Raw genomic sequence first — 25,245 nt, forward strand, 5'->3', positions numbered from 1 at the left:
TCCGGGCTGCAGGAACCCGGCCTATCTCTGCGGACCGGACAGCGAGATGTCGCGTTCGGCACGGAACACGTTGCTGTAGAGGTTGGCGATCCATTGCCGGCCGATCTCGGTCTTGTTGAGATAGCCGATCTCGGTCTGGATGTGCGGTGCGACGCTGTTCCAATAGAATTGCGGGTAGCGGTTGACGATGTCGGCGGGCGAGTCGTAGCCGAGCTGACGGTTGATGCCGACCTCCTCGAACTCGTAATAGAGCGCGTTGGCCTTGCGCAGATAGTTGGGATCGCCGAGCTGGCCGATGAAGTCGGCTGCGCGCAGGATCGAGGCTTCCTCGTCGTATTCCTGGCCCTCGCGGGCCGGGAAGCGCGTGCCTTCGATGGCGCGGGCGATGCGCTCAGAGTCGAGGCCGCGGATGGGCGGCAACCGCCGCCGCACGAAGAGCTTCGAGCGATCGACGTGATACATCATCAGACTGGCATCCGACGCGCCGCGCGGCAGCGACACCTTGGTCCCGGCCTCGTCGACGATGAAACCGTCTTCGTCATCCTCCGGAAACAGGCCGCGGACATAGCCGATGTCATGCGCGAGGCAGGCGATCAGGATGTGGAGGTAATCTTCCGCCTCAAGATGCGCGTGGAGATTGCGTCCGGTGAGAATCGCCTGGGCAGCGAGCGTCACAAGCATCGTATGCTCGATGTTGTGATAGAGCGCGTCGCTGTTGCCGATGCATTCCATCGCGGTGCGCGTCGATCCCTCCAGAACCCTGGCAGAGGTCTCGTCGTACCGGCGACGCATGAACGAGCCCAGCATCTTCTCGAGGGTTTCGGCCGCCAGTCTCGGTAGCGTCATCATGGATGCAGCCCCGTCCGCCGCTGGTGTCCCATGCCATCTCCCGACGTCTCATTCTTGTCCTCGACGTAGCGGGAAGCATAGCCCATCTTGGGCCGGGTCACCAAACTCCGGAGCAAAAATACGTAAATATCTTGCCGTCCCGCCGCGCAACATCATGGTTGACGCCACAGTACACCACAACCAAGGCGCCGGAGGGCCGGGGTCGACTCCAGGCCCGATTGCCGCATCAGGGCGCGGCCAGCATGGCGGCACCTTCGGCCGAGCGCGAAAGACTTCTGGCCAGATAGAACAGCTCGACCAGCTTGCCGCGTTTGCCGGCCAGCGAGAAGATGTATTCGGGTGACTCCGCCTCGATCTCCGTGATCGCCACCTTCGCGATCCGGTCGATGCGGCTCGAGCCGTGCTCCCAGACAAAGCCGACACCAAGCCGGTTGGCGACCGCCTCCAGCATCCCCTCGCGTGTATTGACGATGATCGCGGGAGTGGCGCGCAGGTTGACGGCGCGGAGAGCCCTGTCCACGGCGCGCTGGGTCGCGGAATCCCGGGTCCGAAAGACCAGCGGATATTGCACGAGGCCGGCGATGGACACGCGCGATTCACGACTGAGCTCGTGAACGGGATGACAGATCGCCACGACGCGCTGCTGCACGCAGGGCTCGCGCCGGAAGCGGTTGTCCTGCGGCACCTCGGGCAAGACGGCAACGTCGACGCGCTGATCGACCACGGCGGCCATGATCGCCGACCAGCTGCCGATCTCGATGTTGATCTGGATCTTCGGATACAGATTACGGAACGCCGCGATCAGCGCCATGCCCGGCATGGCGTTGCCGAGCCCGATGCGGAGCTCACCTCCCGTGAGCTCATCGCGCTGCTGCAGGATGGCCAGTGCGTCCGCCTCGATCGCCTGCATGCGGCTCGTCGCTGCGTAGAGCCGGCGGCACAGCGGCGTCGCGATCAGAGTCTGGCCGTGCCGGTCGAACAGCGCAACCGCGAACTCGGCCTCCAGATCGCGGACAAGCTGGGCAACGGCCGGCTGCGACACCCCCAGCCGCCTCGCTCCGGCCGCAAAGCTGCCGGTCTCGAACACCGCATTGACGGCCCGGACGCGCGACGACGTCAACGCCACCACAACACCCCCAAAATCGATACTCCCCGTCTTCTGGACCCGGCAAAAGCAAAACCTGGGATGACCATAGGGACCGCCATTGACCGTTATGTGAATGTCAGATGCGCTCCCTACTCCTCATGCGCCGCAACAAGGCCAGCAGGGGACCAAGCGCGCATGGCGCAGATCGAACTTTCCGCAATCCGCAAGTCCTTTGACGGCACCGACGTCCTGAAGGGCATTGATTTCCGAATTGAGGACGGCGAGTTCATCTCGCTGGTCGGTCCTTCCGGCTGCGGCAAGTCGACCCTGCTCCGCATCATTGCCGGCCTCGAGCCGCAGAATTCCGGCCAGGTCCACATCGACGGCCGCCCCGTGGACGCCATTCGCCCGAGCGCGCGCAACCTCGCGATGGTCTTCCAATCCTACGCGCTCTACCCGCATCTGAGTACCTTCGACAACATTGCAGTGCCGTTGCGGATGCGGCGCCTCTCGGCGATCGAACGGCTGCCGCTGCTCGGCACGCTGCTGCCCGGCCGGCGCGCCAAGGAACGGCACATCCGGGCCGACGTCGAAGGGATCGCCGAGCAGCTCGACATCGCGCCATTGCTGCGGCGCAAGCCCGGGCAATTGTCCGGCGGACAGCGGCAGCGCGTCGCGGTCGGACGCGCCATGGTGCGCGAGCCGCTGGCTTTCCTGTTCGATGAGCCGCTCTCCAATCTCGACGCAAAGCTGCGTGTCCATATGCGCGCAGAACTCGCCGAGCTGCATCGCCGTCTCAAGGCGACGTTCGTCTACGTCACGCACGACCAGGCCGAGGCGATGACGATGTCGAGCCGGATCGCCGTCATGATGGGCGGTGAATTGATTCAGGCCGGGACGCCTGCAGAGATCTACAACGACCCCGACGACATCCGTGTCGCCGAATTCATCGGCAGCCCCAAGATCAACGTCCTCCCCGGCCGGATCCGCAAGGACGGCGGCATCGACGTGCTCGGGACTACCCTGAAGCTCTCGTGCAATGCGGCGGCCGGCGAATGCCGCGTCGGCGTCCGCCCGGAGCGGATCGACGTCGGCGCGGGTCCTTTCTCCGGAACCGTGGTCCATCTGGAGAATCTCGGTGCGGAAGCTTTCGTGCACCTTGCGATCGAAGGCGCCGGACTGCGCCTGATCGCGCGGCTCGCGGACGTCAGGCATTTGCCTGCGATGGCGAGCTCCGTCACCTTCGGTTTCGCCCCCGACGCGGTGCGGATTTTCGATCCGGCCGGGAAACGGATCGAGATCAGACTGGAGCAGCCCGAGCGCGTCCGTGAGCCCGCCCATGTCTGACGGCTCCATGACCATTGGCGCGGCCATCGCTCCCGCAGGCGCGACACGGCGCACGCTGCCGGCCCATGGCAGCCGGCGGACATACTCCGCTTACGCCCTGGTGACGCCGGCCGCGGCGCTGATGCTGATCATGCTGCTTGGTCCGCTCGCCGGCGTGATCGCCCTCTCCTTCACCGACTATCAGCTCGGCGCGCCGCATTTCTCCTGGATCGGCCTCGCCAACTACCAGGACCTGTTCGCCGACAAGGTGTTCTGGACCGCGCTGCGCAACACGCTGGCTTACGTCGTAATCGTGGTGCCCGGCGCCGTGATCGCAGGCCTTGCCATCGCGCTTCTGATCCAGAGCGGCACCAGCCTGCGCAGCCTCTACCGGACGATCTATTTCCTGCCCGTCATGGCGACCCTGATCGCCATGGCGGTGGTGTGGGAGTTCATGCTGCACCCGCAATTCGGCCTGGTGAACGGGATGTTGCGCGGCGCCGGGCTGCCGGCCTTTTCCTGGCTGCAGGACCGCAGCACCGCCCTCTATGCCCTGTGCGCGATCGGCATCTGGCAGGCGGTCGGCTTCAACATGGTGCTGTTTCTCGCCGGCCTCGTCTCCATTCCCAAGCAGCTCTACGAGGCAGCCGAAATCGACGGCGCGTCGAGCGGCTGGGCCCGCTTCCGCCTCGTGACCTGGCCGATGCTGGGGCCGGTCACGACTTTCGTCGTCGTGATCTCCGGCATCCGGTCCTTCCAGGTGTTCGACACCGTGCACGTATTGACCAAGGGCGGCCCGTCGAAATCCACCGAGGTGCTGATCCACACCATGTACACGGAAGGCTTCGAGTTCTTCCGTTCAGGCTATGCCGCGGCGATCACCGTCGTCTTCCTGGTCTTCGTTCTCCTGCTCACCCTGATCAAATCGAGGCTCGCCGATCGCGGCGTGCACTATACATGAGCTACGCGCATCCCATCCCGTTCCGGGCGATCCTCCGCCACGTGCTCCTGATCGCGGGCGCCGCGCTCATGCTGGCACCCTTCATCTGGATGATCTCGACCGCATCCAAGCCGCAGACCGAGATCTTTTCCAGCGAGCTGCACCTGATCCCGCACCATTTCGCGCTGGCGGAGAACCTGCACGAAGCCTTCGCCAAGGCCAATCTGCTGCGCTTCCTGCTCAACGGCGTCATCGTCACGGTCTCGATCTTCGTGCTGCAGGTCATGGTGGCGCTGCCGGCGGCCTACGCGCTCGCGAAACTTCGCTTCCGCGGCCGCGAGGCGCTGTTCGCGCTCGTGCTGTTCGGAATCCTGATCCCCCCGCAGGCGACCGCGATTCCCGTCTTCCTGATGCTGCACAAGGCCGGCCTGCTCGACAGCTATGCCGCGCTCGTCCTGCCCTTCACGATCTCGGTGTTCGGCATCTTCCTGATGCGCCAGTTCTTCAAGACGGTGCCCGACGATCTCGTCGATGCCGCGCGCATGGACGGCATCTCCGAGTTCGGTATCGTCTGGCGGGTGATGCTGCCGGCCGCGATTCCGGCCGTGACCGCCTTCGGCATCTTCTCCGTGGTCGCGCATTGGAACGACTACTTCTGGCCGCTGATCGTGCTCAACAGCGAGCAGCTGCGTACGCCGCCGCTTGCGGTCGCGCATTTCCGCAACAATGAGGCCGGCACCAGCTACGGCCCGCTGATGGCCGCGGCGATGGTGATCATCGCGCCGCTCGTCATCGCCTTTCTCTTCGCCCAGCGCCGTTTCATCGAGGGCATCACCCTCACCGGCATCAAGTAACCGCGTCACCTCAAACAGGAGTCTATCCATGCTGAAGTCCATCATCGCCGCGGCGGCTCTGTCGCTTGCGGCCGGCTCTGCCCTCGCGCAGACCCAGACCGAGATCGTGATGCAGTATCCCTATCCGGAGCTGTTCACAGAGACCCACAAGCGCATCGCCGAGGAGTTCGCCAAGGTGCACCCGGAGATCAAGGTCACCATGCGGGCGCCTTACGAGTCCTACGAGGACGCCACCCAGAAGGTGCTGCGCGAAGCCGTCACCAACCAGATGCCGGACGTGTCCTTCCAGGGACTGAACCGCATCCGTGTCCTGGTCGACAAGAACATCCCGGCCCCGCTCGACGGCTATATCGCGGCCGAAAAGGATTTCGACAAGCAGGGCTTCCACCAGGCGATGTACGACATCGGCACCGCCGGCGGCAAAGTCTATGCCCTTCCCTTTGCGATCTCCCTGCCCATCGTCTACGTCAATCTCGACCTCGTGAAGCAGGCCGGCGGCGACGTGAACAACCTGCCGAAGACCTGGGACGAGCTCATCGCGCTTGCCAAGAAGGTCAAGGCGCTCGGCAACGACACCAACGGCGTCACCTATGCCTGGGACATCACCGGCAACTGGCTGTGGCAGGCGCCGGTGTTCGCGCGCGGCGGCACCATGCTCAACGCCGACGAGACCAAGGTCGCGTTCGACGGGGCGGAAGGCAAGTTCGCCATCAACACGATTGCGCGGCTCGTCAACGAGGCCGGCATGCCCAATCTCGACCAGCCGTCGATGCGCGCGACGTTCGCGGCCGGCAAGACCGGCTTCCACATCACCTCGACCTCGGACCTCAACAAGGTCACGCAGATGACCGGCGGCAAGTTCGCGCTGAAGACGATCCCGTTCCCGGACGTCGTCTCTCCGAACGGCCGGCTGCCGGCCGGCGGCAATGTCGTGCTGATCCTCGCCAAGGACAAGGCCAAGCGCGACGCGGCCTGGGAGGCGGTGAAGTTCTGGACCGGCCCCAAGGGCGCCGCGATCATGGCGGAGACCACCGGTTACATGCCGCCGAACAAGGTCGCCAACGAAGTCTATCTGAAGGACTTCTACGTCAAGAACCCCAATAACTACACCGCGGTCAGCCAGCTCGCGCTGCTCACCAAGTGGTACGCCTTCCCCGGCGACAACGGCCTGAAGATCACCGACGTGATCAAGGATCATCTCAACTCGATCATCTCGGGCGCCCGCGCCAAGGAGCCCGAGGCCGTCCTCGCCGACATGACCGCGGACGTGCAGAAGCTGCTGCCGAAGACCACCGGCGCGGCGCGCTGAAGATCCTGACATCCGCCGGCACGGGACGCCATCGGCGCCCCGTGCCGCACCAATGACTGGAGATGGCGATGAAACTGCTTCATCTGAGCGACATTCACCTGACCGCACCCGGCTCGACCATCGGCGGCCGCGATCCGCGGGTCAATTTCGAGCTGGCGCTGGCGCACGCGCTGAAGGATCATCATGACGCCGAACTGATGGTGATCACCGGCGACCTCTCGGATTGGGGCGATCTCGCCGATTATCAATGGCTCAAGCAGCGCCTCGACGAATATCCGCTGCCGGTGCGGCTATGCATCGGCAACCACGACCGGCGCGCCGCCTTCCTGAGCATCTTCCCCGACCTCGCCGACGACAACGGCTTCGTCCAGGGCATCCACGATACCGCCGCCGGCCGCTGCCTGTTCCTCGACACCGCCCACCCGGAAACCCACGCCGGCCGCTATTGCGAAGATCGTCTTGGTTGGCTCGAGGCACGGCTTGCCGAGCATGACGGGCCATTCCTGCTCTTCATGCACCACAACCCCATGCCGGTGCATCTCGTCCCGTTCGACCAGATCGGCCTGCTGGACGATGCAGCGTTCCGGCGTCTCATCAGTCGCCATCGGGCGAATATCCGCCACGTCTTCTTCGGCCATTGTCACTTGCCTCTTGCAGGCTCGATTGCCGGCGTCCCCGTCTCGTCGCTGCGCGGCACCAACCATGCGAGCTTTCCGCTATTCTCCGAGACGAGCCTGCTGAGCGCCTGCGACCTGCCGCAATCCTACGGCGTCGCATTTCTTGGGGAGGACTATGTGACCGTGCACATGGTGGAGTACGGCTATGACGGTCCCATCCGCACCCAAGGTTCGCCCGACTACAAGGCGTGGAATCGCGAGACCATGGTGCGCTGAACTCAGGGAAGCGCCGACCATTACCAGGGAGTGCACTCATAAACCCGCGCTGCACCTCTTGTAGATTCCGCTCCACCTCTAATAGTGGCTCGTTGGCATCCCTCACCCTAGGTCGGAGATGGGCCAGGAACGGACTCATGCACCGCCGCAATCATCTATTCGATCACCTCGTCGGCGCGGGCGAGCAACGTCATTGAAATGTCGAGATCGAGCGCCTTAGCGGTCTTGAGGTTGATATTCAGGGTCACCTCCGTCGTCTGCTGGACCGGTAGCTCCGCCGGACGCGCCCCTTTGAGAATGCGATCAACATAACCCGCGGCGCGTTGCCATAGTTTGAAAAGATTGGCCGAGTACGACATCAGTCCTCCTCTCTGAGCCGAATCGCGGAATGGATAGATCGCCGGTAAGCGCCGTTCTGCGGTGAGCGCGATCAGCCGGGGAACGAGGGGTATCAGCGATGGATCGTCGGTGACGACGACGCCATCGAGGCCGCTCTCTCCCAGCGCGGCGAAGCTGTTCTCGATTTCCGCGAGCCGCACCGAGAGGGCTGTCAACTCGAGACCGAGCCCGGGTGCCGCGTTTTGCATGAGTTCGACTTGGTTGGCGGTCGTCGGATTGTCAGGATTCCACAACACGGCGACACGACGCATTTTCGGTGCCGCCTCCTTCAGCAGCTCCAGCCACTTGACGCCGTAATCGCCGGAGAGCTGCGACAGCCCAGTGATGTTGCCGCCTGGCTGGGCAAGGCTTGCCACAAGACCGGCTCTGACTGGATCTCCGCTCATGCAGACGATCGGCACGGTGGATGTTGCACGTTGCGCAGCCTGCGAAGTGGGTGTGCCTGGGGTCACGAGAACATCGACGTTGAGCGTGAGGAGTTCAGCGATCAGCGCAGGAACGCGCTCCGGCTTTCCGTCGGCGTAGCGTTCTTCGAGCAGCAGGTTGCGCCCCACTACATATCCAAGGTCTGCTAGTCCTTGACGGAATCCGGTCTGGTAGTACACGTCCGTCCCGCGAACGCCGCTCCAGACGTAGCCGACCCGCGGCACCGCTGGTTGCTGCGCGTGGACTGCAAGGGGCAAGGCTACTACGGCAGCGCCGAGAAGAGTGACAAAATCGCGGCGTTTCATTAAGTCACCTCGCGGTGCGCTACCGCTACAATATGCGCACGCAACTCGGAATTTTGAATGGGTTGAGCCGGTGAAATAACCGTCAGCCCGAGATGAGTCCAAAGGCGTATCCGGGGGGCATATTTCGTTGATCGTGAGCCTCCTCGGTAGAGGTTGCGCAGTCCCCGGATGTCCGGGTTGGGTCACAAGCGCCGTTTTCGCTAAGTCCCGAACACTTCCGGTCTGCACCGCCAATCGGACTTGCTCGGTCTCGGCAGGCATTTCGCAAAGGGTGGAGACACCGGCCTCAATTCTAAACGTGGATTCAAGCTCGGGTTAACGCGCGTCTGCCAATATCTCGGATAGCGAGAGTTTGAATGCTGGAATGGATGGATCTAAGCGGACTGGGACCGCACTTGACTCGCTTCCGCCGTTGGCTGGACAAAATGCCGAACCGCGAGTTCTCTGAACTTGGCATTTGGGGTAAGTTCGGCCGCCTCATGCTGATGCTGGTGGTCCTCGGCTTGATTTCCGCACCAGCCATCTGGTTTCTCTCCAAATAGCAAGCGGGCGGCGCTTGAGGCTCGGCCACATCGATGGCTAAGACGACGACGTCTGCTTCGGGTCAACAAGCTGCCGATCACATTCTAGATGGCAGGCTTCCGCTTTGCGTTGGTAGGCCGACGCTTATGAGTACACGCCCTACTCCACCTGCAGCACGTCGACGGCGACGCCGAGCTTCTGTTTCTGCGAGCCGACGATGACGCCGTCAACCGGCGAGACGTCGGAAAAATCCCGGCCGACCGCAAGCACGATGTGATCGTTGCCGATGAGGACATCGTTGGTCGGATCGAGATCGATCCAGCCGAACTCCGGCCCGCACCACAACGACACCCAGGCATGGGTGGCATCGGCGCCCTGCAAACGCGGCCGGCCCGGCGGCGGAATGGTGCGCAGATATCCGCTGACATAGGCCGCCGGCAGGCCGAGCCCGCGCAGCCCTGCAATCATCACATGGGCAAAGTCCTGGCAGACGCCGTGACGCTTGTCGAAGACCTCGTCGAGCGGTGTCGAGATCACCGTGGCCTTGGGGTCGTAGCGGAACTGGTTGCGGATGCGATGCATCAGATCGACCGCGCCCTTGAGGATGCCCGCGCCGGGCGCAAAGCTCTCCGCGGCATAGGCGCTGACCGGGCGCAGCACCGGCACCAGGGGGCTCGCAAAGACGTAGCCGACGGGCGAGGACGGCCCGAGGCTGGTGGCTTCGAACGCGATGTCGCGGACGCTCTCCCAGGGCGGGCTGACCGCATCGCGCGCCGGCGGTTTGCGAGACACCGAAACCCGCGAGCGCGAGTCGATGCGCAAATTGCGATGCGCGGCTTCGATCACGACGCTCTCGGTGAGCGTACCGAAGAAATCGCGCCGCACATTGCGCTCGGCCGGGCGCGGATGGATCTCGAGATCGTGCGAGATCAGCTCCTGGCCGCCGCCGCTTCTCGGCTCCAGCCGCAGCGTGCAGCGGGCGAAGCTGACGGGATGCTCGTACTCGTAGGTGGTGACGTGACGAATGTCGTAGATCACGCCAGCCCCGTCAGCTTTTCCGGCCGGCTGGCATTGGGACCGTGCGGGAAATAGTGCTGTCCGATCGCGTCGGCAAGGCTGAGCAGATCCTGCTCCAGCGCGAACAGGGTCTTGACCTCGAGCTTCTCGGCCTCCGCGGTCGCGAGCATCGCCTGAATCGCCACCGCGAGCCGCTGCGGCTTCTCGATCAGGCCGTGCTCCTTCAGGCTCGGCAGCGCGGCAATGTGCTCGTTCAGCGTCGTCACCTGGAACGCCACCGATCGCGGATTGTAGCCGTCGAGCACGGCGAGGTCGCGCACCGGCGCCAGGATCGGCGCCAGCAGGTAACGCGAGCGGTAGGTGATCTGGCAATCGACCAGCGTCAGCAGGATGTCGAGATCCTCGTCGCCGGCCTCGTCATAGGCGAACTGGCGCGTGAAGCGCGTGGTGTTGATGGCGCGTTCAGCGCGGCGGCCGATGTCGAGGAAACGCCAGCCGGCGGCGCGATTCATGTTCTCCTGCGCGAGGCCCGCAAAGCTCGCAAGCTCCTGCAAGGTCAGCTCGGCTGCGCTGAGCACACTGTCCTCGTCCTCGACCTCGTAGGCAAGACGCTCGGCCATCTCGGTGATGACCTGCCAGGCATCGGGCGACAGGCGCTCGCGCAAGGAGGTCGCCGTGCGTTGTGCCGCGCGCACCAGCGACAGTGCCGAGCCGAAACGCTCCGCGCTCTGCAACGCTTCGGCCGTGATGCGCCCGGGCGCCGTCCGCGACGTCTGCGAGATCGCGCCCCAGGCCACCAGCAGGCGCTGGATGCGTTCGGCCGATTGCAGCGAGGCCGCGGTGCCCTTGTTGGGTCCGCTCGGCGAGCCCAAAGCGCGCACCAGCCGCAGCGTCGCCTCGGCGCGTTCGAGGTAGCGGCCGAGCCAGAACAGATTGTCGGCGGCACGGCTCGGCAGCACGCCGGCGATGCGGCGGATGCGCACCTTGTCGGTCGCCGGCAGCAGCGTCGCGGTCGGGACCTGCTTGTCGGAGACCACCCAGACGTCGGCGGCGCGCGCGCCGTCGCCCATCGACACAGCGCGCGCGTCCGGCTGCTCGGCGATGCGGCAGAAGCCGCCGGGCATGATGGCCCAGCCGTCGGGCGTGGCGGCCGCGAACACGCGCAGCACGAACGGACGCGGCGTGAGCTGGCCCTGCTCCCACACCGGCATGGTCGAGAGCCGCACCACCTCCTGGCCGACATAGTCCATGCCGCGCGCGGTGATGGCGTCGACCAGGCGCTGGCGGTCGGCGGCATCCAGCTCGCTCGCGAGCACCGGACCGTTGCTGTCGAACCCGGGCACGCCGCGCCGGTAGGCGCCTTCGATCGCGACCTCGTCGAGCCGCGCCAGCACCTCGTCGCGCGCCGCGCGCTGGCCGCACCACCAGGTCGCGATGTGCGGCATCTTCAGGTCTTCCCCGAGCAGGCGGCGGCTGAGCGCCGGCAGGAAGCCGAGCAGCGCCCGCGCCTCCAGGACGCCCGAGCCCGGCATGTTGGCGACGACGACGCCGTCCTTGCGCAGCACGTCGATCAGGCCGGGGACCCCGAGCCGCGAGGAGGCATCGAGCTCGAGCGGATCGAGCGAGTTGGAATCGACCCGGCGCAACAGCACGTCGAGCCGTTTCAGGCCAGCCACGGTGCGGATGTGGACGCGGTTGTCGCTGACCGCGAGGTCGTCGCCCTCGACCAGCAGGAAGCCGAGATAGCGCGCCAGCGTCGCGTGCTCGAAATAGGTCTCGCTGAAGCTGCCGGGGGTGAGCACGCCGATCCGCGGCTCGTCGCGGTCGGCGCGCGCGCGAAGAGAGTCGCGGAACGCCTCGAAGAACGGCGCGACGCGCGGCACGTTCATCGACTTGTAGAGGTCGGAGAAGGCACGCGAGAGCACCAGGCGGTTCTCCAGCGCGTAGCCCGCGCCCGATGGCGCCTGGCTGCGGTCGCCGAGCACCCACCAGCGGCCGTCGGGGCCGCGGCCGACATCGGCGGCATAGATCGAGAGATAACGCCCGCCGGGCGGCGGCACGCCGCAGATGGGACGGAGATATTCGGGGCTGCCGGCGATCGCGGCCGCCGGCAGCGCGCCTTCGGCAACGAGCCGGCCCTCGCCATAGATGTCGCGCAGCACGCGCTCCAGCAGCTCGGCGCGCTGGGTGATGCCGGCGCAAAGCTGCCGCCAGTCGGCCTCGTCGATCAAAAGCGGGAGATGGCTGATCGACCACGGCCGGTCCGCGTCGTCGCCGGGCGCGCGGTAGGTGACGCCGGCCTCGCGGAGATGGCGGTCGGCCATGCCGAAGCGCCGTTCGATCTCGTCGGGCGCCAGCGCGCCGAAGGCGTCGAAGAAGCGGCTCCAGACCGCGCGCGGGGTGCCGTCCGGCGCCAGGAATTCGTCGGGGATGCCGGGCAGCCGGCTATAGTCGCGGACCCATTGCGCGAGGCGGCGCTGGCCTTCACGCTGGCCTTGCGCCTTCCCCGCCTTGTCATCCTGTTCGGCTGCGCCCTCGCCCATGCGCGTCTCCATGCCCCCGCAGCATACTCATTGCAGGAGCGGGGTCCGCAAGTCGAGGGTCAGCGGAAACTCACTTGTGCGTTCCTCGGGCGGCGGTTGCATCGGACCCGGGGTGTGGCCGTGATCCTGGAAGCGCGCCAGCCGCCGCGCCTCGGCCTCGTAGGTGTTGACCGGCTTGGTGTCGTAGTTGCGCCCGCCGGGATGGGCGACGTGATAGACGCAGCCGCCGAGCGAGCGGCCGTTCCAGGTATCGATCAGATCAAAGGTCAGGGGCGCGTGAACGGGGATGGTCGGGTGCAGGCCGGAGGCCGGCTGCCAGGCCTTGAAGCGGACGCCGGCCACGGCTTCAGTCGAGCGGCCCGTGGGGGTCATCGGCAGGCGGCGGCCGTTGCAGGTGACGATGTGACGGCCCTCGACGAAGCCCTCCGCCTTGACCTGAAGCCGCTCGACCGACGAGTCGACATAGCGCACGGTGCCGCCGGCCGAGCCCTCCTCACCCAGCACGTGCCAGGGCTCCAGCGCCTGACGCAGCTCCAGCGTCACGCCGCCATGATGGATGCGGCCGAAGGCGGGGAAGCGGAATTCGAGCTGGGCCAGATACCATTCCGGCTCGAACGGATAGCCGAACTGCTTCAGCTCGGTGAGCACCTCCAAAAAATCGTCCCAGATGAAGTGCGGCAGCATGAAGCGATCATGCAGCGCGGTGCCCCAGCGCACGAACTTGCCGGCCTGCGGCTCGCGCCAGAATCTGGCGATCAGCGCACGGATCAGGAGCTGCTGCGCAAGCGACATGCGCGGATCGGGCGGCATTTCGAGCGCGCGGAACTCGACGAGGCCGAGCCGGCCGGTCGGCCCCTCCGGCGAATAGAGCTTGTCGATGCAGATCTCGGCGCGGTGGGTATTGCCGGTGATGTCGACCAGCAGATGCCGGAACAGGCGATCGACCAGCCACAGCGGCGCCTGGGTGCCTGGCGGCGGCACATGCGAGAGCGCGATATCGAGCTCATAGATGCTGTCGTGCCGGGCCTCGTCGATGCGCGGCGCCTGACTGGTCGGGCCGATGAAGAGGCCGGAGAAGAAATAGGACAGCGACGGATGCCGCTGCCAGTACAGCACGAGGCTCTTCAAGAGATCGGGACGGCGAAGGAACGGCGAGTCCTGTGGGCTCGAACCGCCGACCACGACGTGATTGCCGCCGCCGGTGCCGGTGTGACGGCCATCGACCAGGAAGCGGTTGGCGCCGAGTCGCACCTTAGCCGCGTCCTCGTAGAGTCCGGAGGTGATCTCCACCGCGTCGCGCCAGCTCTTCGCCGGCTGAACGTTGATCTCGATGACGCCAGGGTCGGGCGTCACCTTGATCACCTCGATGCGCGGATCGAACGGCGGCGGATAGCCCTCGACATGGACCTGTAGCTGCATTTCCTCCGCGGTGGCTTCGAGCGCGGCGACCAGTTCGAGATAGTCCTCGATGCGCTCGACCGGCGGCATGAAGGCGCAGAGCACGCCGTCGCGGATTTCGACCGACATCGCGGTGCGAACCGGGACGGAGGTGTTGAGATGCTCGGGCGCGGCCCGCGGCGGAGATTCCGGACGCGCGGCGAGCGTGAACACCGGCAGCCTGTCCCGCGCCTCCATCGGGTCCTGCTCGACGATGTAGGGATATTGGTTGGGCGGGACGTAACCGAGCGACCCGATCGGCAGGCGCAAACCGAGAGGCGAATCGCCTGGCATCAGGAACAGATGATTGCGCCGGAGTTGCCATCGCTCGCTGCGCCAGCGCGGCGGCGCGTTCCAGCGCTGCACCGGCAGCACGAAGCCGCGCGGTGTGTTGAGGCCCTCGTTGAACACGCGCGCCATCCGCGCGCGGGCTTCCGGATCCGACAGTTTGGAATCGGAGGGATCGACGTTGACGGGAAGCTCGGCCTCCTTCTGGAGCCAGTACGCGGTGTCCTCATAGGCCGGCATGATGTAGCCGGCATCGAGGCCGAGCCGGGCCGCCGTGCCTTCCATGAAGGCCTCGGCGTCCTTCACCTCGGCACGGCGCGGATTTTCGATCTTGGCGATGAGGTCGGCGTTCCTCCAGATCGGAACGCCGTCCTTGCGCCAGTAAAGGCCGAAGGCCCAACGCGGCAGACTCTCTCCCGGATACCATTTGCCCTGGCCGTAATGCAAAAGGCCGCCCGGCGCGAAGCGCGTGCGCAAGCGGCGGATCAGATCGTCACCGAGCGCGCGCTTGGTCGGGCCGACGGCGTCGGTGTTCCATTCCGCCGCTTCGAGATCGTCGACCGAGACGAAGGTCGGCTCGCCGCCCATCGTGAGCCGAACATCCTGCGCGGCGAGATCGCCGTCGACCTGCTCGCCGAGATCGTTGAGCCGCGCCCACGCCTCATCGGAAAAGGGCTTGGTGATGCGCGGCGCCTCGCGGATGCGCCGCACGCTCATATCGAAGGCGAATTCGACCTCGGCAAAGCCGGCACCGCCCGAAATTGGCGCCGCCGAGCGATAATGCGGCGTGGCGGCGACGGGGATGTGCCCCTCGCCTGCGAGCATGCCGGAAGTCGCATCGAACCCGATCCAGCCCGCGCCGGGCAGATAGACCTCGGCCCAGGCGTGCAGATCGGTAAAGTCGTTCTCGACTTCGGGCGGTCCCTCGATCGGATCGATGTCGGGACGGATCTGGATGAGATAGCCGGAAACGAAACGCGCGGCGAGGCCGAGATGGCGGAACGTTTGGATCAGGAGCCAAGCAGAGTCGCGGCACGATCCGGCGCAGGACGACAGCGTTTCCTCAGGCGTCTGCACGCCCGGCTCCATCCGGATGATGTAGCGGATCTTCTTCTGAAGCTCCCTGTTGAGGTCGACCAGAAAGTTGACGGTGTTGGGGGCTTCAGTCGGTATCGCGTCGAGATACTGCGCGAACAGGCGATCGGGCTTGACGGTCTCGAGATACGGCGCCAGCTCCGTCTTGAGATCCTTCGGGTACTCGAACGGAAAACTGTCGGCATAGGGCTCGACGAAGAAGTCGAACGGGTTGACCACGGTCATCTGCGCCGTGAAGTCGACCTCGAATTTCAGCTCGGTGGCCTTCTCCGGAAAGACGTAGCGCGCGAGCCAGTTGCCTTGCGGATCCTGCTGCCAGTTCACGAAATGGTTGGATGGCGTGACCTTGAGCGAATAGCTCAGGATCGGCGTGCGGGTGTGCGGCGCCGGCCGCAGGCGGATGGTCTGCGGGCCAAGGTCGATCGGGCGGTCGTATTTGTAGTGCGTGACGTGGTGTAATGCGACGTAGATCGACACGGGGTGCATGCTCCAGCAGCTTTTTTGAGCAGAACACCTGAACTCAGCGCGATCAAGCACTAACAACGGGCAAGCCGTGCCTAGGAAGTATCCGCCTCGTAGCCCCGTAGCCCGGGGGCGATCTATGACATGAGAGTTTGGTGCGCCAAAGCATCCACAGCGTCATGGCCGGGCTCGTCCCGGCCATCCACGGCCTTCGTCTGCGGTCCCCAAAAACGTGGATGCCCGGGACAAGCCCGGGCATGACGGCCTCTGATGGGGCGGCCCTACGCCGCGGACGTCAGCCGCTGCAAGAACTGCGTCACCTCGCGCCGGAGCGTCTCGACCTCGCCATGGACGCGTTCGGAGGCGCTGTTGACGCGGCTCGCCACGCGGCCCGTATCGGCGGCGGCTTCGCTGATGCCGGTGACGTTGGAGGAGACCTGCGAGGTTCCGGCGGAGGCTTCGTGAACGTTGCGGGCGATCTCGCGCGTCGCGGCCCCCTGCTGCTCGATCGAGGCGGCAATCGAGGCCGTGATGCCGTTGATCTCGGCGATGGTCTGCGCGATCGCCTCGACCGCCGCAACCGAAGTGGTCGTCGATTGCTGCATCTCGCCGACCTTGGCGCTGATCTCCTCGGTCGCCTTCGCGGTCTGGTTGGCGAGGCTCTTGACCTCGGAGGCCACCACCGCGAAGCCGCGGCCGGCATCCCCCGCACGGGCCGCCTCGATCGTGGCGTTGAGCGCCAGGAGGTTGGTCTGCTCGGCGATCTCGCTGATCAGCTTGACGACGTCACCGATCTGCATCGCGGCGCCCGCCAGCGTGCGGATCTCGCTGCCGGCACGATTGGCTTCGTCCACCGCCCGCCCGGTGCTCGCGGTCGAGCCAGCGACCTGGCGGTTGATCTCGGCGATCGAAGAGGCGAGCTGCTCCGCGGCGCCGGCGACGGTGGCGACGTTGCGCGAAGCCTGGTCGGACGCAGTGAGCACGCCGGAGGTCTGCCGGCTGGTCTTCTCCGCCGCTGCCGCCATCTGGCCGGCGTCGGATTCGAGATCGGTCGCGGCGCCCATGAGGCCGCCCGCAACCGCGTCGAGATGCGTGCCGAACTCCCGCGCGAGGCCGGCGATCTCCACAACGCGGCGGCCGAGGCTGTCGGTGCCGGCGTTGATGACGACCGCCGAGCGGCGGAACGAGCCGGGCAGACCCCGCGCGAGGATCTTGCGGAAATACTTGCCGCGGCTGGCATAGTCCATCGACGCCGAGGCCTCGCGGGCGAAGGCGTCGGTGATGTCGAGCATGTCGTTGACGGATTTCTGGATCGCTCCGATCCGCCCGGCCTGCCGCTCACTCATGATGCGCGCTTCGAGGTCGCCATGCGCCGCCTTGCGGCACACATCAGCCACCTCGTCGACGGCCACCGCCGTCCGATGCTGGGACCACACGGCATAGCCGAGCAGCACGACCGTCGCGCCGAGCAAAACAGCACCGGCGATTCCGGTCACTCCGAGAAGCGAGAGAACGAACGCACCGACTGCAAGAACACCCGCGAGCGCGGTCGCTCCCTGCGCCTTAGAGAGAGAGCACAAATTCATCGTAACCGACACCCTGTTGCTTGAGCAGCCCGACCATCGCCTCGAAGCTCGCATGCATGCCGTCCTTGGCATTGGCATGCCGCGCCTCTTCCGCGCACAGCGTCTTGTAGATCGGCTTGATGCGCTCGATCTGCGCAGGATCGGGCTTGCGGCGGTTGGAGTGATAGCCGACGATATTGCCGCGCTCGTCGAATGTCGGCGTGACGTGGGCAAACACCCAGTAATGACTGCCGTCCTTCGCCAGATTGACCACGTAGGCGAAGATCTCCTGCTTGGACTGGAGCGTGTCCCACAGCAGCTTGAACACGGCGCGCGGCATGTCGGGATGGCGGATCAGGCTGTGGGGAGCGCCCATCAGCTCCTTCCACGAGTACTTCGCCATCCGGATGAAGACATCATTGGCGTAGGTGATGCGACCTTTGAGATCGGTCTTCGATACAATCAGCTCCTCCTCACCGAGGAGATTTTCCACGCCAGTCGGCCGTATCGCACGCGTCATCGTTGACGAATCCTCACGAAGGGCAGCACTCCTCGAAGGAGCGGCCCGCATCGCTCTAGGATTACGACAGGAAACATTAATCATAGATGAGCGCTGGAAGCCGCGAGGCCGCGCAGCGCCTCCGTAGATTTACGGACTGGCCCTGCTCGTCCTGCAGAATTGCGCAGCAAGGCGCACTGGGCTCAATTACATCGTCGCGCCGAGCACCCACGGCGCGAACTCGGCGCCGCCGAAATCGAAGCTCTCGCTCTTGGTCGGCTGGCCCGAGGCGGTCTTGAGGATGAGATCGAAGACGCGCTGGCCGCACTGCGCGACGCTCTCCTCGCCTTCGAGAATGGTGCCGCAATTGACGTCCATGTCATCTTCCATTCGCTTGTACATGGGCGTGTTGGTGGCGAGCTTGATCGAGGGCGCCGGCTTGCAGCCGAACACGCTGCCGCGGCCCGTGGTGAAGCAGACCAGGTTGGCGCCGCCGGCGACCTGCCCGGTCGCAGCCACTGGATCGTAGCCGGGCGTGTCCATGAAGACGAAGCCCTTCTTGGTGACGGGCTCGGCGTAGCGCAGTACCTCCACGAGGTTGGTGGTGCCGGCCTTGGCCATCGCGCCGAGCGACTTTTCCAGGATGGTGGTGAGGCCGCCGGCCTTGTTGCCGGGGCTGGGATTGGCGTTCATCTCGGCGCCTTCGCGCGTCGTGTACTCGTCCCACCAGCGCATGAGATCGACCAGCTTCTCGCCGACCTCGCGGCTGACGGCACGACGCGTGAGCAGGTGCTCGGCGCCGTAGGTCTCCGGCGTCTCCGACAGGATCACGGTGCCGCCATGGCGCACGATGAGGTCGCTCGCCGCGCCGAGCGCGGGATTGGCAGATACGCCGGAATAGCCGTCCGAGCCGCCGCATTGCAGGGCCACGGTGAGCTCGCTGGCCGGCACCGTTTCGCGCCTGACCTTGTTGGCGTCAGCCAGCGCCTCGCGCACGAAGGCAATGCCCGCCTCCACCGTCTTGCGGGTGCCGCCGACCTCCTGGATGTCCATCGCACGGAGGCGGCCGGCGAGCTTCTGCTCTTCCATCAGGCCGCCGATCTGGTTCACCTCGCAGCCAAGGCCGAGCACGATCACGTGGGAGAAATTGACGTGCCGCGCATAGCCGCCGAGCGTGCGACGGAGCAACGCCAGGGGCTCGTTCTGCGTCATGCCGCAGCCGGTCTTGTGGGTGAGCGCGACCACGCCGTCGACGTTGGGGAAGTCGGCCAGCGGGTTGTCGCCGGTGAAGGGATTCTTCTTGAAGACGTCGGCGACGAGGCTCGCGACGTGCGCGCTGCAATTCACCGAGGTGAGGATGCCGATATAGTTGCGCGTGGCGACGCGGCCATCCGGGCGGCGGATGCCCTCGAAGGTCGCCGGCAGGTCGAAGTTCGGCGTCGGCTTCACGTCGGCGCAATAGGCGTAGTCCTTGGCGAAATCACCCATGCCGCAGTTGTGCACGTGCACGTGCTGACCCGGCGCGATCGGCACCGTGGCAAAGCCGATGATCTGACCGTAGCGCTTGATCGGCTCGCCCTCGGCGATCGGCTTGATCGCGACCTTGTGGCCGGAGGGAATGCGATCGACCGTGGTCACGCCGTCAGCCACGCTCGTTCCAGGCGGCAGGCTCGCGCGCGCGATGACCACGCCATCATCGGGATGCAGGCGGATGACGGGGCTGACGGTCATGGGAGTCTCCTTCGGAGGCGAATAGCGAACGGCGAGTAGCGAATGGAAAAGGGAGCGGCGCCATTCGCCACTCCCTATGCGCCATTCGCCCGGAGCTCAGGCCTTGCCGCCTGAATCCTTGCGGGTCGCGTTGACCTGCATCTTGGCGTAGGTCGTCATCAGGCCGACCTCGTTGGACAGCGTCACCAGCTTGAAGCCCATGTTGATGGCGCGCGCCGCGCCCTCCGCGCCGCTGCAGTGGATGCCCGGGTTCAGACCGCGCTTGCCGCACTCCTTGATGATCTTCTCGTAGATCGCGAGGATCTCCGGCTCGCTGCGGTCGAGCTTGGGCTCGAGGCCGTAGGAGAAGCCGAGATCGGACGGGCCGATATAGACGCCGTCGATGCCTTCGACGTCGAGGATCGCTTCCATGTTCTCGACCGCGGTCCGGGTCTCCATCATCGGCAGCAGCACGATCTCGTCGTTGGCGGTCTTCTGGTAGGAGCCGGCGGTGCCGTACATGCCGGCGCGGATCGGGCCGTTGGAGCGCACGCCCTTGGGCGGATATTTGGAATAGGAGACGAGGTTCCGGGCTTCCTGCGGCGTGTTGACCATCGGGCAGATCACGCCATAGGCGCCGCCATCGAGCACCTTGCCGATGATGCCGGGCTCGTTCCAGGGCACGCGGACCATCGGCGTGATCGGATGCTTGTCCATGGCCTGGAAACACTGCACCATCGACAGATAGTCCTGCACGCCATGCTGCATGTCGACGGTGACGCTGTCGAAGCCGCATTGCGCGATCATCTCGGCCGAGAAGCCGGAGGGTATGGCAAGCCACGCGTTGACGACCGCCTTGCCCGACTTCCAGATCTCTTTGACTTTATTCGCCACGTTGCCTTCCTTCTTTGTTGATCTCACTCACTGTCGTTGCGAGCCAGCGGGTCCGCGCGAAGCGCGGCCCGATGACGGGCTCCGCGAAGCAATCCAGAATTTCTCCGCGATGGCACTCTGGACTGCTCCGTCACTGGCGCGCCTCGCAATGACGAAACGCTCTAAGCCGTCGCCCTCTGGATGCTGACTTCGCTGACGCCGACCTCACGGGCGGTGTTCACTATTGCCGCCCAGGTGTCATCCGGCAAGGGGATGCCGTTCCGGGTCCGCTCAGCGCGGGTCTTTCGCTCCGGATCGCCCGGAATCAGCACCTGATCGACCCCGGCCATCGGCTTGGTGGCGCGGATGAAATCAACGTAGCGCGAGACTTCGGCGTCGAAAATGTTCGAGGTGTCGACCACCTTCGGATCGACATAGAACGCCAGCATGCCGTTGGCAAAGCGCCGCCCGCCCGAGGTGGCGCCGGTTCCGGTCAGCGCGCCGCCCAAGAGCTCGCACATGAAGGCGAGCCCCGATCCCTTGTGCTCGCCGAAGGCGCGGATCGCGCCCGTTCCCTTGGTATGATCGCGCGGCCCGTCCGGCGTGTAGGGGCCGTAAAGCACGGCCGGATCCTCGCTCAAGGTCCCGTCGGAATCCACCAGTGCGCCCTTGGGCAGCTTCTTGCCGCCGCGGCTCGCGACCAGCACCTTGCCCTCGGCGACGACCGAGGTCGCAAAATCCAGCACGATCGGGTCCTGGCCCTCACGCGGGATGCCGACGCAATACGGCGCAGTCGACAGCCGCTTCTCGACGCCGCCGAACGGGGCGACCAGCAGCGAGCCCGCGGCATTGACGAAATGCACGGAGACGAGACCTTCGGCCGCGGCCATCTCGGCCCAGTCGCCGACGCGGCCGATATGACCGGCGTTGCGCAGTGCGACCGCGGCAAGCCCAGCCTTCCTGCACTTCTCGATGCCGATCTGGACCGCCTGCGGCGTCACGGTCTGGCCATAGCCGAACTTGCCGTCGATCACCGCGAGCGAGGGCGTGTCGAGCACGACCTCCGCGTTCTGATTTGGGACGACCGATCCGGTCTTCTGCCAGCGGATGTAGACGGGAACGCGGATCACGCCGTGGCTGTCATGGCCGGTCAGGTTCGCCGTGGTCAGATAGGTGGCGATACGCCTGGCCTCCTCCGGAGAGGACTGCGCATGCGCGAAGACTTCGGTGACGAAGTCGATCAGCTTATGGACCTGAATGGTGACCATGACGGCCTGTCTGCCTCTCCCCGGCGCCGACTTTGCAGCGATCGGCTTCGGCGGCACTTGAGCGAAAAAACGCGACCATGTCCATGGCCGCTGCCGCATGGGAGCGCATATCTGCTTTCACTCCTCGGGACTTGCTTCCTCGCTGGCGCCGAGTCCCGCAAGACTCCGTTCGAGCTCGCCGAGCATCTCCTGCAATTCGGCAAGCTTGCGTGTGCCAAAGCGACGCGTGATCTCCGCGTAGATCGCTTCGGACGTCGGCGCGACGGAGGCCATCAGCTTCACACCCTCTTTCGAGATCGAGACCATGCTGCGGCGTTGATCCGCCTTGGCGGTCTTGCGCTCGATCAGGTTGCGCGCCTCCAGATCGCGCAGAATGCGCGACAGGCTCGGCCCCAGCAGGAACGCCGTGCGCGCGAGTTCCGTGACCTCGACCGCCTCGATGGAAGCGAGCGCGCGCAGGATGCGCCATTGCTGCTCGGTCAAACCGTACTCGCGCAGCGAGGGACGAAACTGCCGCATCACCGCCTCGCGCGCCCGCAGCAGCGACATCGGCAGCGAGCGCGAGAAGTCGCGCATCGGCACCTGTCTTGCGGCGGGTCCTGCGGCAGGCGTGCCTCCGTTGGCGGGATCGGCGGGTTTCTTCGTCATGACGCCCCTTCAAGCCGCAGAATGTTTGCAGTGCAGCAAGCCCGAATTGTGTTTGACGCATTCACTTAACATGTTAAGTATCTCCGGACACCACGATTTGTCAGACTAAAGATGGCGCTTTCCAACGACGATATCCGAGCTTGCGCGAGACGTCTGCACCAGGCGGAGAAGACCCGCACGCAGATCCGGCAGCTGTCACAGGATTTTCCCGAGATCACCATCGCCGATGCCTACGCGATTCAGAAGGCCTGGGTCGAGGTCAAGATCGCCGAAGGGCGCATCGTCAAGGGCCACAAGATCGGCCTGACCTCGAAGGCGATGCAGAGCGCGCTCAGTATCGACGAGCCGGATTCCGGCGTGCTGCTCGACGACATGTTCTTCGCCGATGGCGGGATCGTTCCGACCGAGCGTTTCATCGCGACGCGCGTCGAGGCCGAACTCGCCTTCGTCATGAGCCAGCGACTCTCTGGACCCAATTGCACGATGTTCGACGTCCTCAACGCCACCGACTTCGTCGTGCCGGCGCTGGAGATCCTGGACACGCGGATCGAACGCGTTGATCCCGCGACGAAAACGACGCGAAAGATTTTCGACACCATCGCCGACAACGCGGCGAATGCCGGCATCGTGCTCGGAGGACGGCCGATCCGCCCGCTGGACGCGGACCTGCGCTGGATCGGCGCGCTCTGTTTCAAGAACGGCCAGCTGGAAGAGACGGGCCTTGCCGCCGGCGTGCTCAATCATCCCGCCACGGCCGTGGCCTGGCTCGCCAACAAGATCGCGCCGCTCGGCCTTGCGCTGGAGCCGGGCCAGGTCGTCCTCGCGGGCTCCTTCATCCGTCCGATCGAGACTCGCAAGGGCGACACAATTCAGGCCGATTATGGCGCCTACGGCTCGGTGAGCTGCTACTTCGCTTAAGGCGAACAAGAAGACAGGGAGTGAAACCGCGATGCCGCATTTCACGATCGAATATTCGGCCAATCTCGATGACCGCCTCGACATCGGCACGGTATGTGAGGTCGTGCGCAAGGCAGCCAGCGAGACCGGCATCTTCCCCCTCGGCGGCATCCGCGTTCGCGCCGTCAGGTGCGAGCATTATGCGATCGCGGACGCCCGCCAGGATTACGGCTTTCTCGACATGGTGCTGCGCATCGGCGAGGGCCGCGATCTCGAAACGCGTCAGAACGCTGGCGAGCACGTCTTCGAGGCGCTCTCAAGACATCTCGATCCCGTCTTTGCCGCCAGCAGGTTCGCCCTGTCGTTCGACATGCAGATCAACGACAAGGACACCAGCTGGAAGCGCAACAACATCCACGACGCCCTGAAAGCGGAGGCCGCCCATGGATAAGCCCATGCCGAAAGCCGATGTGTTCCAGACCAACCGCGACCGCGCCGCGCCGCTCTTGAAGACGCTGCGCGCGGACGGCATCGGCCACATGATCGACGGCAAGATCGTGCCGTCGATATCAGGCGAGAGGTTTGAGACGAAATCGCCGGTCGATGGCGCGACGCTGGCAAGCGTCGCCCGCGGCAATGCCGAGGACATCGACGCTGCGGCAACCGCGGCTGCGCTCGCCTTCAAATCCTGGCGCGACATGGGACCGGCGATGCGGCGCAAGCTGCTGCACCGGGTCGCCGATGCGATCGAGGACAATGCCGAGGATATCGCGGTGCTCGAATGCATCGACACCGGTCAGGCCTATCGCTTCATGGCCAAGGCCGCGATCCGCGCCGCCGAGAATTTCCGCTTCTTCGCCGACAAATGCGCGGAGGCGCGCGACGGCCTCAACACGCCGAGCGACGAGCACTGGAACGTCTCCACCCGCGTGCCGATCGGCCCCGTCGGCGTGATCACGCCGTGGAACACGCCGTTCATGCTCTCGACCTGGAAGATCGCCCCGGCCCTCGCTGCGGGCTGCACCGTCGTGCACAAGCCGGCCGAATGGTCGCCGGTGACGGCCTCCATTCTGGCGAAGCTCGTGAAGGAAGCCGGCGTGCCCGATGGCGTGCTCAACACCGTCCACGGCTTCGGTGAAGAGGCCGGCAAGGCGCTGACCGAGCATCCCGCCATCAAGGCGATCGGCTTCGTCGGCGAGAGCGCGACGGGCTCGGCCATCATGATGCAGGGTGCGCCGACCCTGAAGCGCGTCCATTTCGAGCTCGGCGGCAAGAATCCCGTCATCGTGTTCGACGATGCCGATCTCGACCGCGCGCTCGATGCCGTCGTGTTCATGATCTACTCACTCAATGGCGAGCGCTGCACATCGTCGAGCCGCCTGCTGATCCAGCAGAGCATCGCCGAGAGATTCGTGGAGAAGCTGACCGCGCGCGTGAAGGCGTTGAAGGTCGGCCATCCCCTCGATCCCTCAACCGAGATCGGACCGCTGATCCACGAGCGGCACCTCGCAAAGGTCTGCTCCTATTTCGACGTCGCGCGCCAGGACGGCGCGACGATCGCGGTCGGCGGCAAGGCCTATGACGGCCCCGGCGGCGGACACTATGTCGAGCCGACGCTGGTGACCGGCGCGCATGGCAAGATGCGCGTGGCGCAGGAGGAGGTGTTCGGGCCGTTCCTCACCGTGCTGCCGTTCCGCGACGAGACGGACGCGATCGAGATCGCCAACGACATCCGCTATGGCCTGACCGGCTATGTCTGGACCAACGACATGGGCCGGGCGCTGCGCGTGGCCGATGCGCTGGAAGCCGGCATGATCTGGCTGAACTCGGAAAACGTCCGCCATCTGCCGACGCCGTTCGGCGGCATGAAGGCCTCAGGCATCGGCCGCGACGGTGGAGATTACTCGTTCGACTTCTACATGGAAACCAAGCACGTCTCGCTGGCGCGGGGCACGCACAAGATTCAGAAGCTGGGAATTTGAGGAAAGCAGTCGTTCCGGAGCGCGAAGCGAACCCGGAACCTCGAGATTCCG

The 25,245-nt window shown here is 65.3% G+C and carries 21 protein-coding genes; 9 read left to right on the top strand and 12 right to left on the bottom strand.

The window, feature by feature from the left end; translation table 11 throughout:
- Positions 1 to 21: 21 nt before the first annotated feature.
- Together ACM42_RS14900 and ACM42_RS14905 are read right to left on the bottom strand one after the other, a co-directional pair.
- Positions 22 to 849, bottom strand: coding sequence for an HD domain-containing protein (locus tag ACM42_RS14900; protein ID WP_271528631.1), 828 nt, complete (start codon positions 847 to 849; stop codon positions 22 to 24).
- A 226-nt stretch (positions 850 to 1,075) separates the two neighbouring features.
- Positions 1,076 to 1,975 carry a LysR family transcriptional regulator gene (locus tag ACM42_RS14905; protein ID WP_271528632.1) on the bottom strand — a complete coding sequence of 300 codons (900 nt, stop codon included), beginning with the start codon at positions 1,973 to 1,975 and terminating at the stop codon, positions 1,076 to 1,078.
- 156 nt (positions 1,976 to 2,131) lie between these two features.
- On the opposite strand from ACM42_RS14905, the gene ACM42_RS14910 reads away from it, so the two are divergent.
- The 5 genes from ACM42_RS14910 (at position 2,132) to ACM42_RS14930 (ending at position 7,258) form a co-directional block, all read left to right on the top strand.
- Positions 2,132 to 3,283 (top strand): ABC transporter ATP-binding protein, encoded by a 1,152-nt coding sequence (locus ACM42_RS14910; protein ID WP_271528633.1) that lies wholly within the window; start codon positions 2,132 to 2,134, stop codon positions 3,281 to 3,283.
- Positions 3,276 to 4,223: a carbohydrate ABC transporter permease gene (locus ACM42_RS14915; protein ID WP_271528634.1), complete on the top strand. Its 948-nt coding sequence runs from the start codon at positions 3,276 to 3,278 to the stop codon at positions 4,221 to 4,223. Before ACM42_RS14910 ends, ACM42_RS14915 begins: the two co-directional genes overlap by 8 nt.
- On the top strand, positions 4,220 to 5,056 hold the full coding sequence (locus ACM42_RS14920) for a carbohydrate ABC transporter permease (protein WP_271528635.1): 837 nt from the start codon (positions 4,220 to 4,222) through the stop codon (positions 5,054 to 5,056). Before ACM42_RS14915 ends, ACM42_RS14920 begins: the two co-directional genes overlap by 4 nt.
- Positions 5,057 to 5,084: 28 nt before the next feature.
- A complete protein-coding gene (locus tag ACM42_RS14925; protein ID WP_271528636.1) occupies positions 5,085 to 6,365 on the top strand; it encodes an ABC transporter substrate-binding protein in 1,281 nt (426 codons plus the stop codon).
- A gap of 68 nt (positions 6,366 to 6,433) precedes the next feature.
- A complete protein-coding gene (locus ACM42_RS14930) occupies positions 6,434 to 7,258 on the top strand; it encodes a phosphodiesterase (protein WP_271528637.1) in 825 nt (274 codons plus the stop codon).
- A gap of 155 nt (positions 7,259 to 7,413) precedes the next feature.
- On the opposite strand, the gene ACM42_RS14935 is transcribed toward ACM42_RS14930, so the two are convergent.
- Complete coding sequence (locus ACM42_RS14935; RefSeq protein WP_271528638.1) at positions 7,414 to 8,388, bottom strand: ABC transporter substrate-binding protein; 975 nt, start codon at positions 8,386 to 8,388, stop codon at positions 7,414 to 7,416.
- 356 nt (positions 8,389 to 8,744) lie between these two features.
- Here ACM42_RS14935 and ACM42_RS14940 point away from each other — a divergent pair, with 356 nt between their 5' ends.
- Positions 8,745 to 8,930, top strand: a complete 186-nt coding sequence (locus tag ACM42_RS14940) for a hypothetical protein (protein WP_271528639.1) — start codon at positions 8,745 to 8,747, stop codon at positions 8,928 to 8,930.
- A 139-nt stretch (positions 8,931 to 9,069) separates the two neighbouring features.
- Here ACM42_RS14940 and ACM42_RS14945 read toward each other — a convergent pair whose 3' ends face one another.
- The 9 genes from ACM42_RS14945 to hpaR all read right to left on the bottom strand — a co-directional run bounded on the left by ACM42_RS14945 (position 9,070) and on the right by hpaR (position 22,315).
- Positions 9,070 to 9,948 carry a transglutaminase family protein gene (locus ACM42_RS14945; RefSeq protein WP_271528640.1) on the bottom strand — a complete coding sequence of 293 codons (879 nt, stop codon included), beginning with the start codon at positions 9,946 to 9,948 and terminating at the stop codon, positions 9,070 to 9,072.
- Entirely contained in the window at positions 9,945 to 12,470 is a 2,526-nt protein-coding gene (locus tag ACM42_RS14950) for a circularly permuted type 2 ATP-grasp protein (protein WP_271528641.1), read from the bottom strand. Before ACM42_RS14950 ends, ACM42_RS14945 begins: the two co-directional genes overlap by 4 nt.
- Positions 12,471 to 12,497: 27 nt before the next feature.
- Entirely contained in the window at positions 12,498 to 15,767 is a 3,270-nt protein-coding gene (locus ACM42_RS14955; RefSeq protein ID WP_271528642.1) for a transglutaminase family protein, read from the bottom strand.
- Positions 15,768 to 16,033: 266 nt separating this feature from the next.
- A complete protein-coding gene (locus ACM42_RS14960; protein ID WP_271528643.1) occupies positions 16,034 to 17,338 on the bottom strand; it encodes a methyl-accepting chemotaxis protein in 1,305 nt (434 codons plus the stop codon).
- Positions 17,316 to 17,837, bottom strand: coding sequence for a PAS domain-containing protein (locus ACM42_RS14965; RefSeq protein ID WP_271528644.1), 522 nt, complete (start codon positions 17,835 to 17,837; stop codon positions 17,316 to 17,318). Before ACM42_RS14965 ends, ACM42_RS14960 begins: the two co-directional genes overlap by 23 nt.
- Before the next feature lie 186 nt (positions 17,838 to 18,023).
- Complete coding sequence (locus ACM42_RS14970; protein ID WP_271528645.1) at positions 18,024 to 19,547, bottom strand: UxaA family hydrolase; 1,524 nt, start codon at positions 19,545 to 19,547, stop codon at positions 18,024 to 18,026.
- A 96-nt stretch (positions 19,548 to 19,643) separates the two neighbouring features.
- Positions 19,644 to 20,420, bottom strand: a complete 777-nt coding sequence (locus ACM42_RS14975; protein ID WP_061020197.1) for an HpcH/HpaI aldolase family protein — start codon at positions 20,418 to 20,420, stop codon at positions 19,644 to 19,646.
- 161 nt (positions 20,421 to 20,581) lie between these two features.
- Complete coding sequence (locus ACM42_RS14980) at positions 20,582 to 21,667, bottom strand: malate/lactate/ureidoglycolate dehydrogenase (protein WP_271528646.1); 1,086 nt, start codon at positions 21,665 to 21,667, stop codon at positions 20,582 to 20,584.
- 117 nt (positions 21,668 to 21,784) lie between these two features.
- On the bottom strand, positions 21,785 to 22,315 hold the full coding sequence (gene hpaR, locus ACM42_RS14985; protein WP_271528647.1) for a homoprotocatechuate degradation operon regulator HpaR: 531 nt from the start codon (positions 22,313 to 22,315) through the stop codon (positions 21,785 to 21,787).
- Positions 22,316 to 22,426: 111 nt separating this feature from the next.
- Here hpaR and hpaH point away from each other — a divergent pair, with 111 nt between their 5' ends.
- The 3 genes from hpaH to hpaE are packed head-to-tail and all read left to right on the top strand — an operon-like array spanning position 22,427 to position 25,194.
- Positions 22,427 to 23,233 (top strand): 2-oxo-hept-4-ene-1,7-dioate hydratase, encoded by an 807-nt coding sequence (gene hpaH, locus ACM42_RS14990; protein WP_271528648.1) that lies wholly within the window; start codon positions 22,427 to 22,429, stop codon positions 23,231 to 23,233.
- A 31-nt stretch (positions 23,234 to 23,264) separates the two neighbouring features.
- Entirely contained in the window at positions 23,265 to 23,663 is a 399-nt protein-coding gene (locus ACM42_RS14995; protein ID WP_271528649.1) for a 5-carboxymethyl-2-hydroxymuconate Delta-isomerase, read from the top strand.
- Positions 23,656 to 25,194 carry a 5-carboxymethyl-2-hydroxymuconate semialdehyde dehydrogenase gene (gene hpaE, locus ACM42_RS15000; RefSeq protein ID WP_271528650.1) on the top strand — a complete coding sequence of 513 codons (1,539 nt, stop codon included), beginning with the start codon at positions 23,656 to 23,658 and terminating at the stop codon, positions 25,192 to 25,194. Before ACM42_RS14995 ends, hpaE begins: the two co-directional genes overlap by 8 nt.
- Positions 25,195 to 25,245: the final 51 nt, after the last annotated feature.

This window comes from Bradyrhizobium sp. CCBAU 25338, from assembly GCF_028128965.1.
Taxonomy (GTDB): Bacteria; Pseudomonadota; Alphaproteobacteria; order Rhizobiales; family Xanthobacteraceae; genus Bradyrhizobium; species Bradyrhizobium liaoningense.

Excerpts from the sequence above, each read along its gene's own strand:
- ACM42_RS14925 (WP_271528636.1), top strand. The coding sequence starts at position 5,085 with ATGCTGAAGTCCATCATCGCCGCGGCGGCTCTGTCGCTTGCGGCCGGC.
- ACM42_RS14960 (WP_271528643.1), bottom strand. The coding sequence starts at position 17,338 with ATGAATTTGTGCTCTCTCTCTAAGGCGCAGGGAGCGACCGCGCTCGCG.
- ACM42_RS14950 (WP_271528641.1), bottom strand. The coding sequence starts at position 12,470 with ATGGGCGAGGGCGCAGCCGAACAGGATGACAAGGCGGGGAAGGCGCAA.
- ACM42_RS14980 (WP_271528646.1), bottom strand. The coding sequence starts at position 21,667 with ATGGTCACCATTCAGGTCCATAAGCTGATCGACTTCGTCACCGAAGTC.
- ACM42_RS14935 (WP_271528638.1), bottom strand. The coding sequence starts at position 8,388 with ATGAAACGCCGCGATTTTGTCACTCTTCTCGGCGCTGCCGTAGTAGCC.
- ACM42_RS14910 (WP_271528633.1), top strand. The coding sequence starts at position 2,132 with ATGGCGCAGATCGAACTTTCCGCAATCCGCAAGTCCTTTGACGGCACC.
- ACM42_RS14920 (WP_271528635.1), top strand. The coding sequence starts at position 4,220 with ATGAGCTACGCGCATCCCATCCCGTTCCGGGCGATCCTCCGCCACGTG.
- ACM42_RS14900 (WP_271528631.1), bottom strand. The coding sequence starts at position 849 with ATGATGACGCTACCGAGACTGGCGGCCGAAACCCTCGAGAAGATGCTG.
- ACM42_RS14995 (WP_271528649.1), top strand. The coding sequence starts at position 23,265 with ATGCCGCATTTCACGATCGAATATTCGGCCAATCTCGATGACCGCCTC.
- ACM42_RS14970 (WP_271528645.1), bottom strand. The coding sequence starts at position 19,547 with ATGACCGTCAGCCCCGTCATCCGCCTGCATCCCGATGATGGCGTGGTC.
- hpaE (WP_271528650.1), top strand. The coding sequence starts at position 23,656 with ATGGATAAGCCCATGCCGAAAGCCGATGTGTTCCAGACCAACCGCGAC.
- ACM42_RS14930 (WP_271528637.1), top strand. The coding sequence starts at position 6,434 with ATGAAACTGCTTCATCTGAGCGACATTCACCTGACCGCACCCGGCTCG.
- ACM42_RS14915 (WP_271528634.1), top strand. The coding sequence starts at position 3,276 with ATGTCTGACGGCTCCATGACCATTGGCGCGGCCATCGCTCCCGCAGGC.
- hpaH (WP_271528648.1), top strand. The coding sequence starts at position 22,427 with ATGGCGCTTTCCAACGACGATATCCGAGCTTGCGCGAGACGTCTGCAC.
- ACM42_RS14940 (WP_271528639.1), top strand. The coding sequence starts at position 8,745 with ATGCTGGAATGGATGGATCTAAGCGGACTGGGACCGCACTTGACTCGC.
- ACM42_RS14965 (WP_271528644.1), bottom strand. The coding sequence starts at position 17,837 with ATGACGCGTGCGATACGGCCGACTGGCGTGGAAAATCTCCTCGGTGAG.
- hpaR (WP_271528647.1), bottom strand. The coding sequence starts at position 22,315 with ATGACGAAGAAACCCGCCGATCCCGCCAACGGAGGCACGCCTGCCGCA.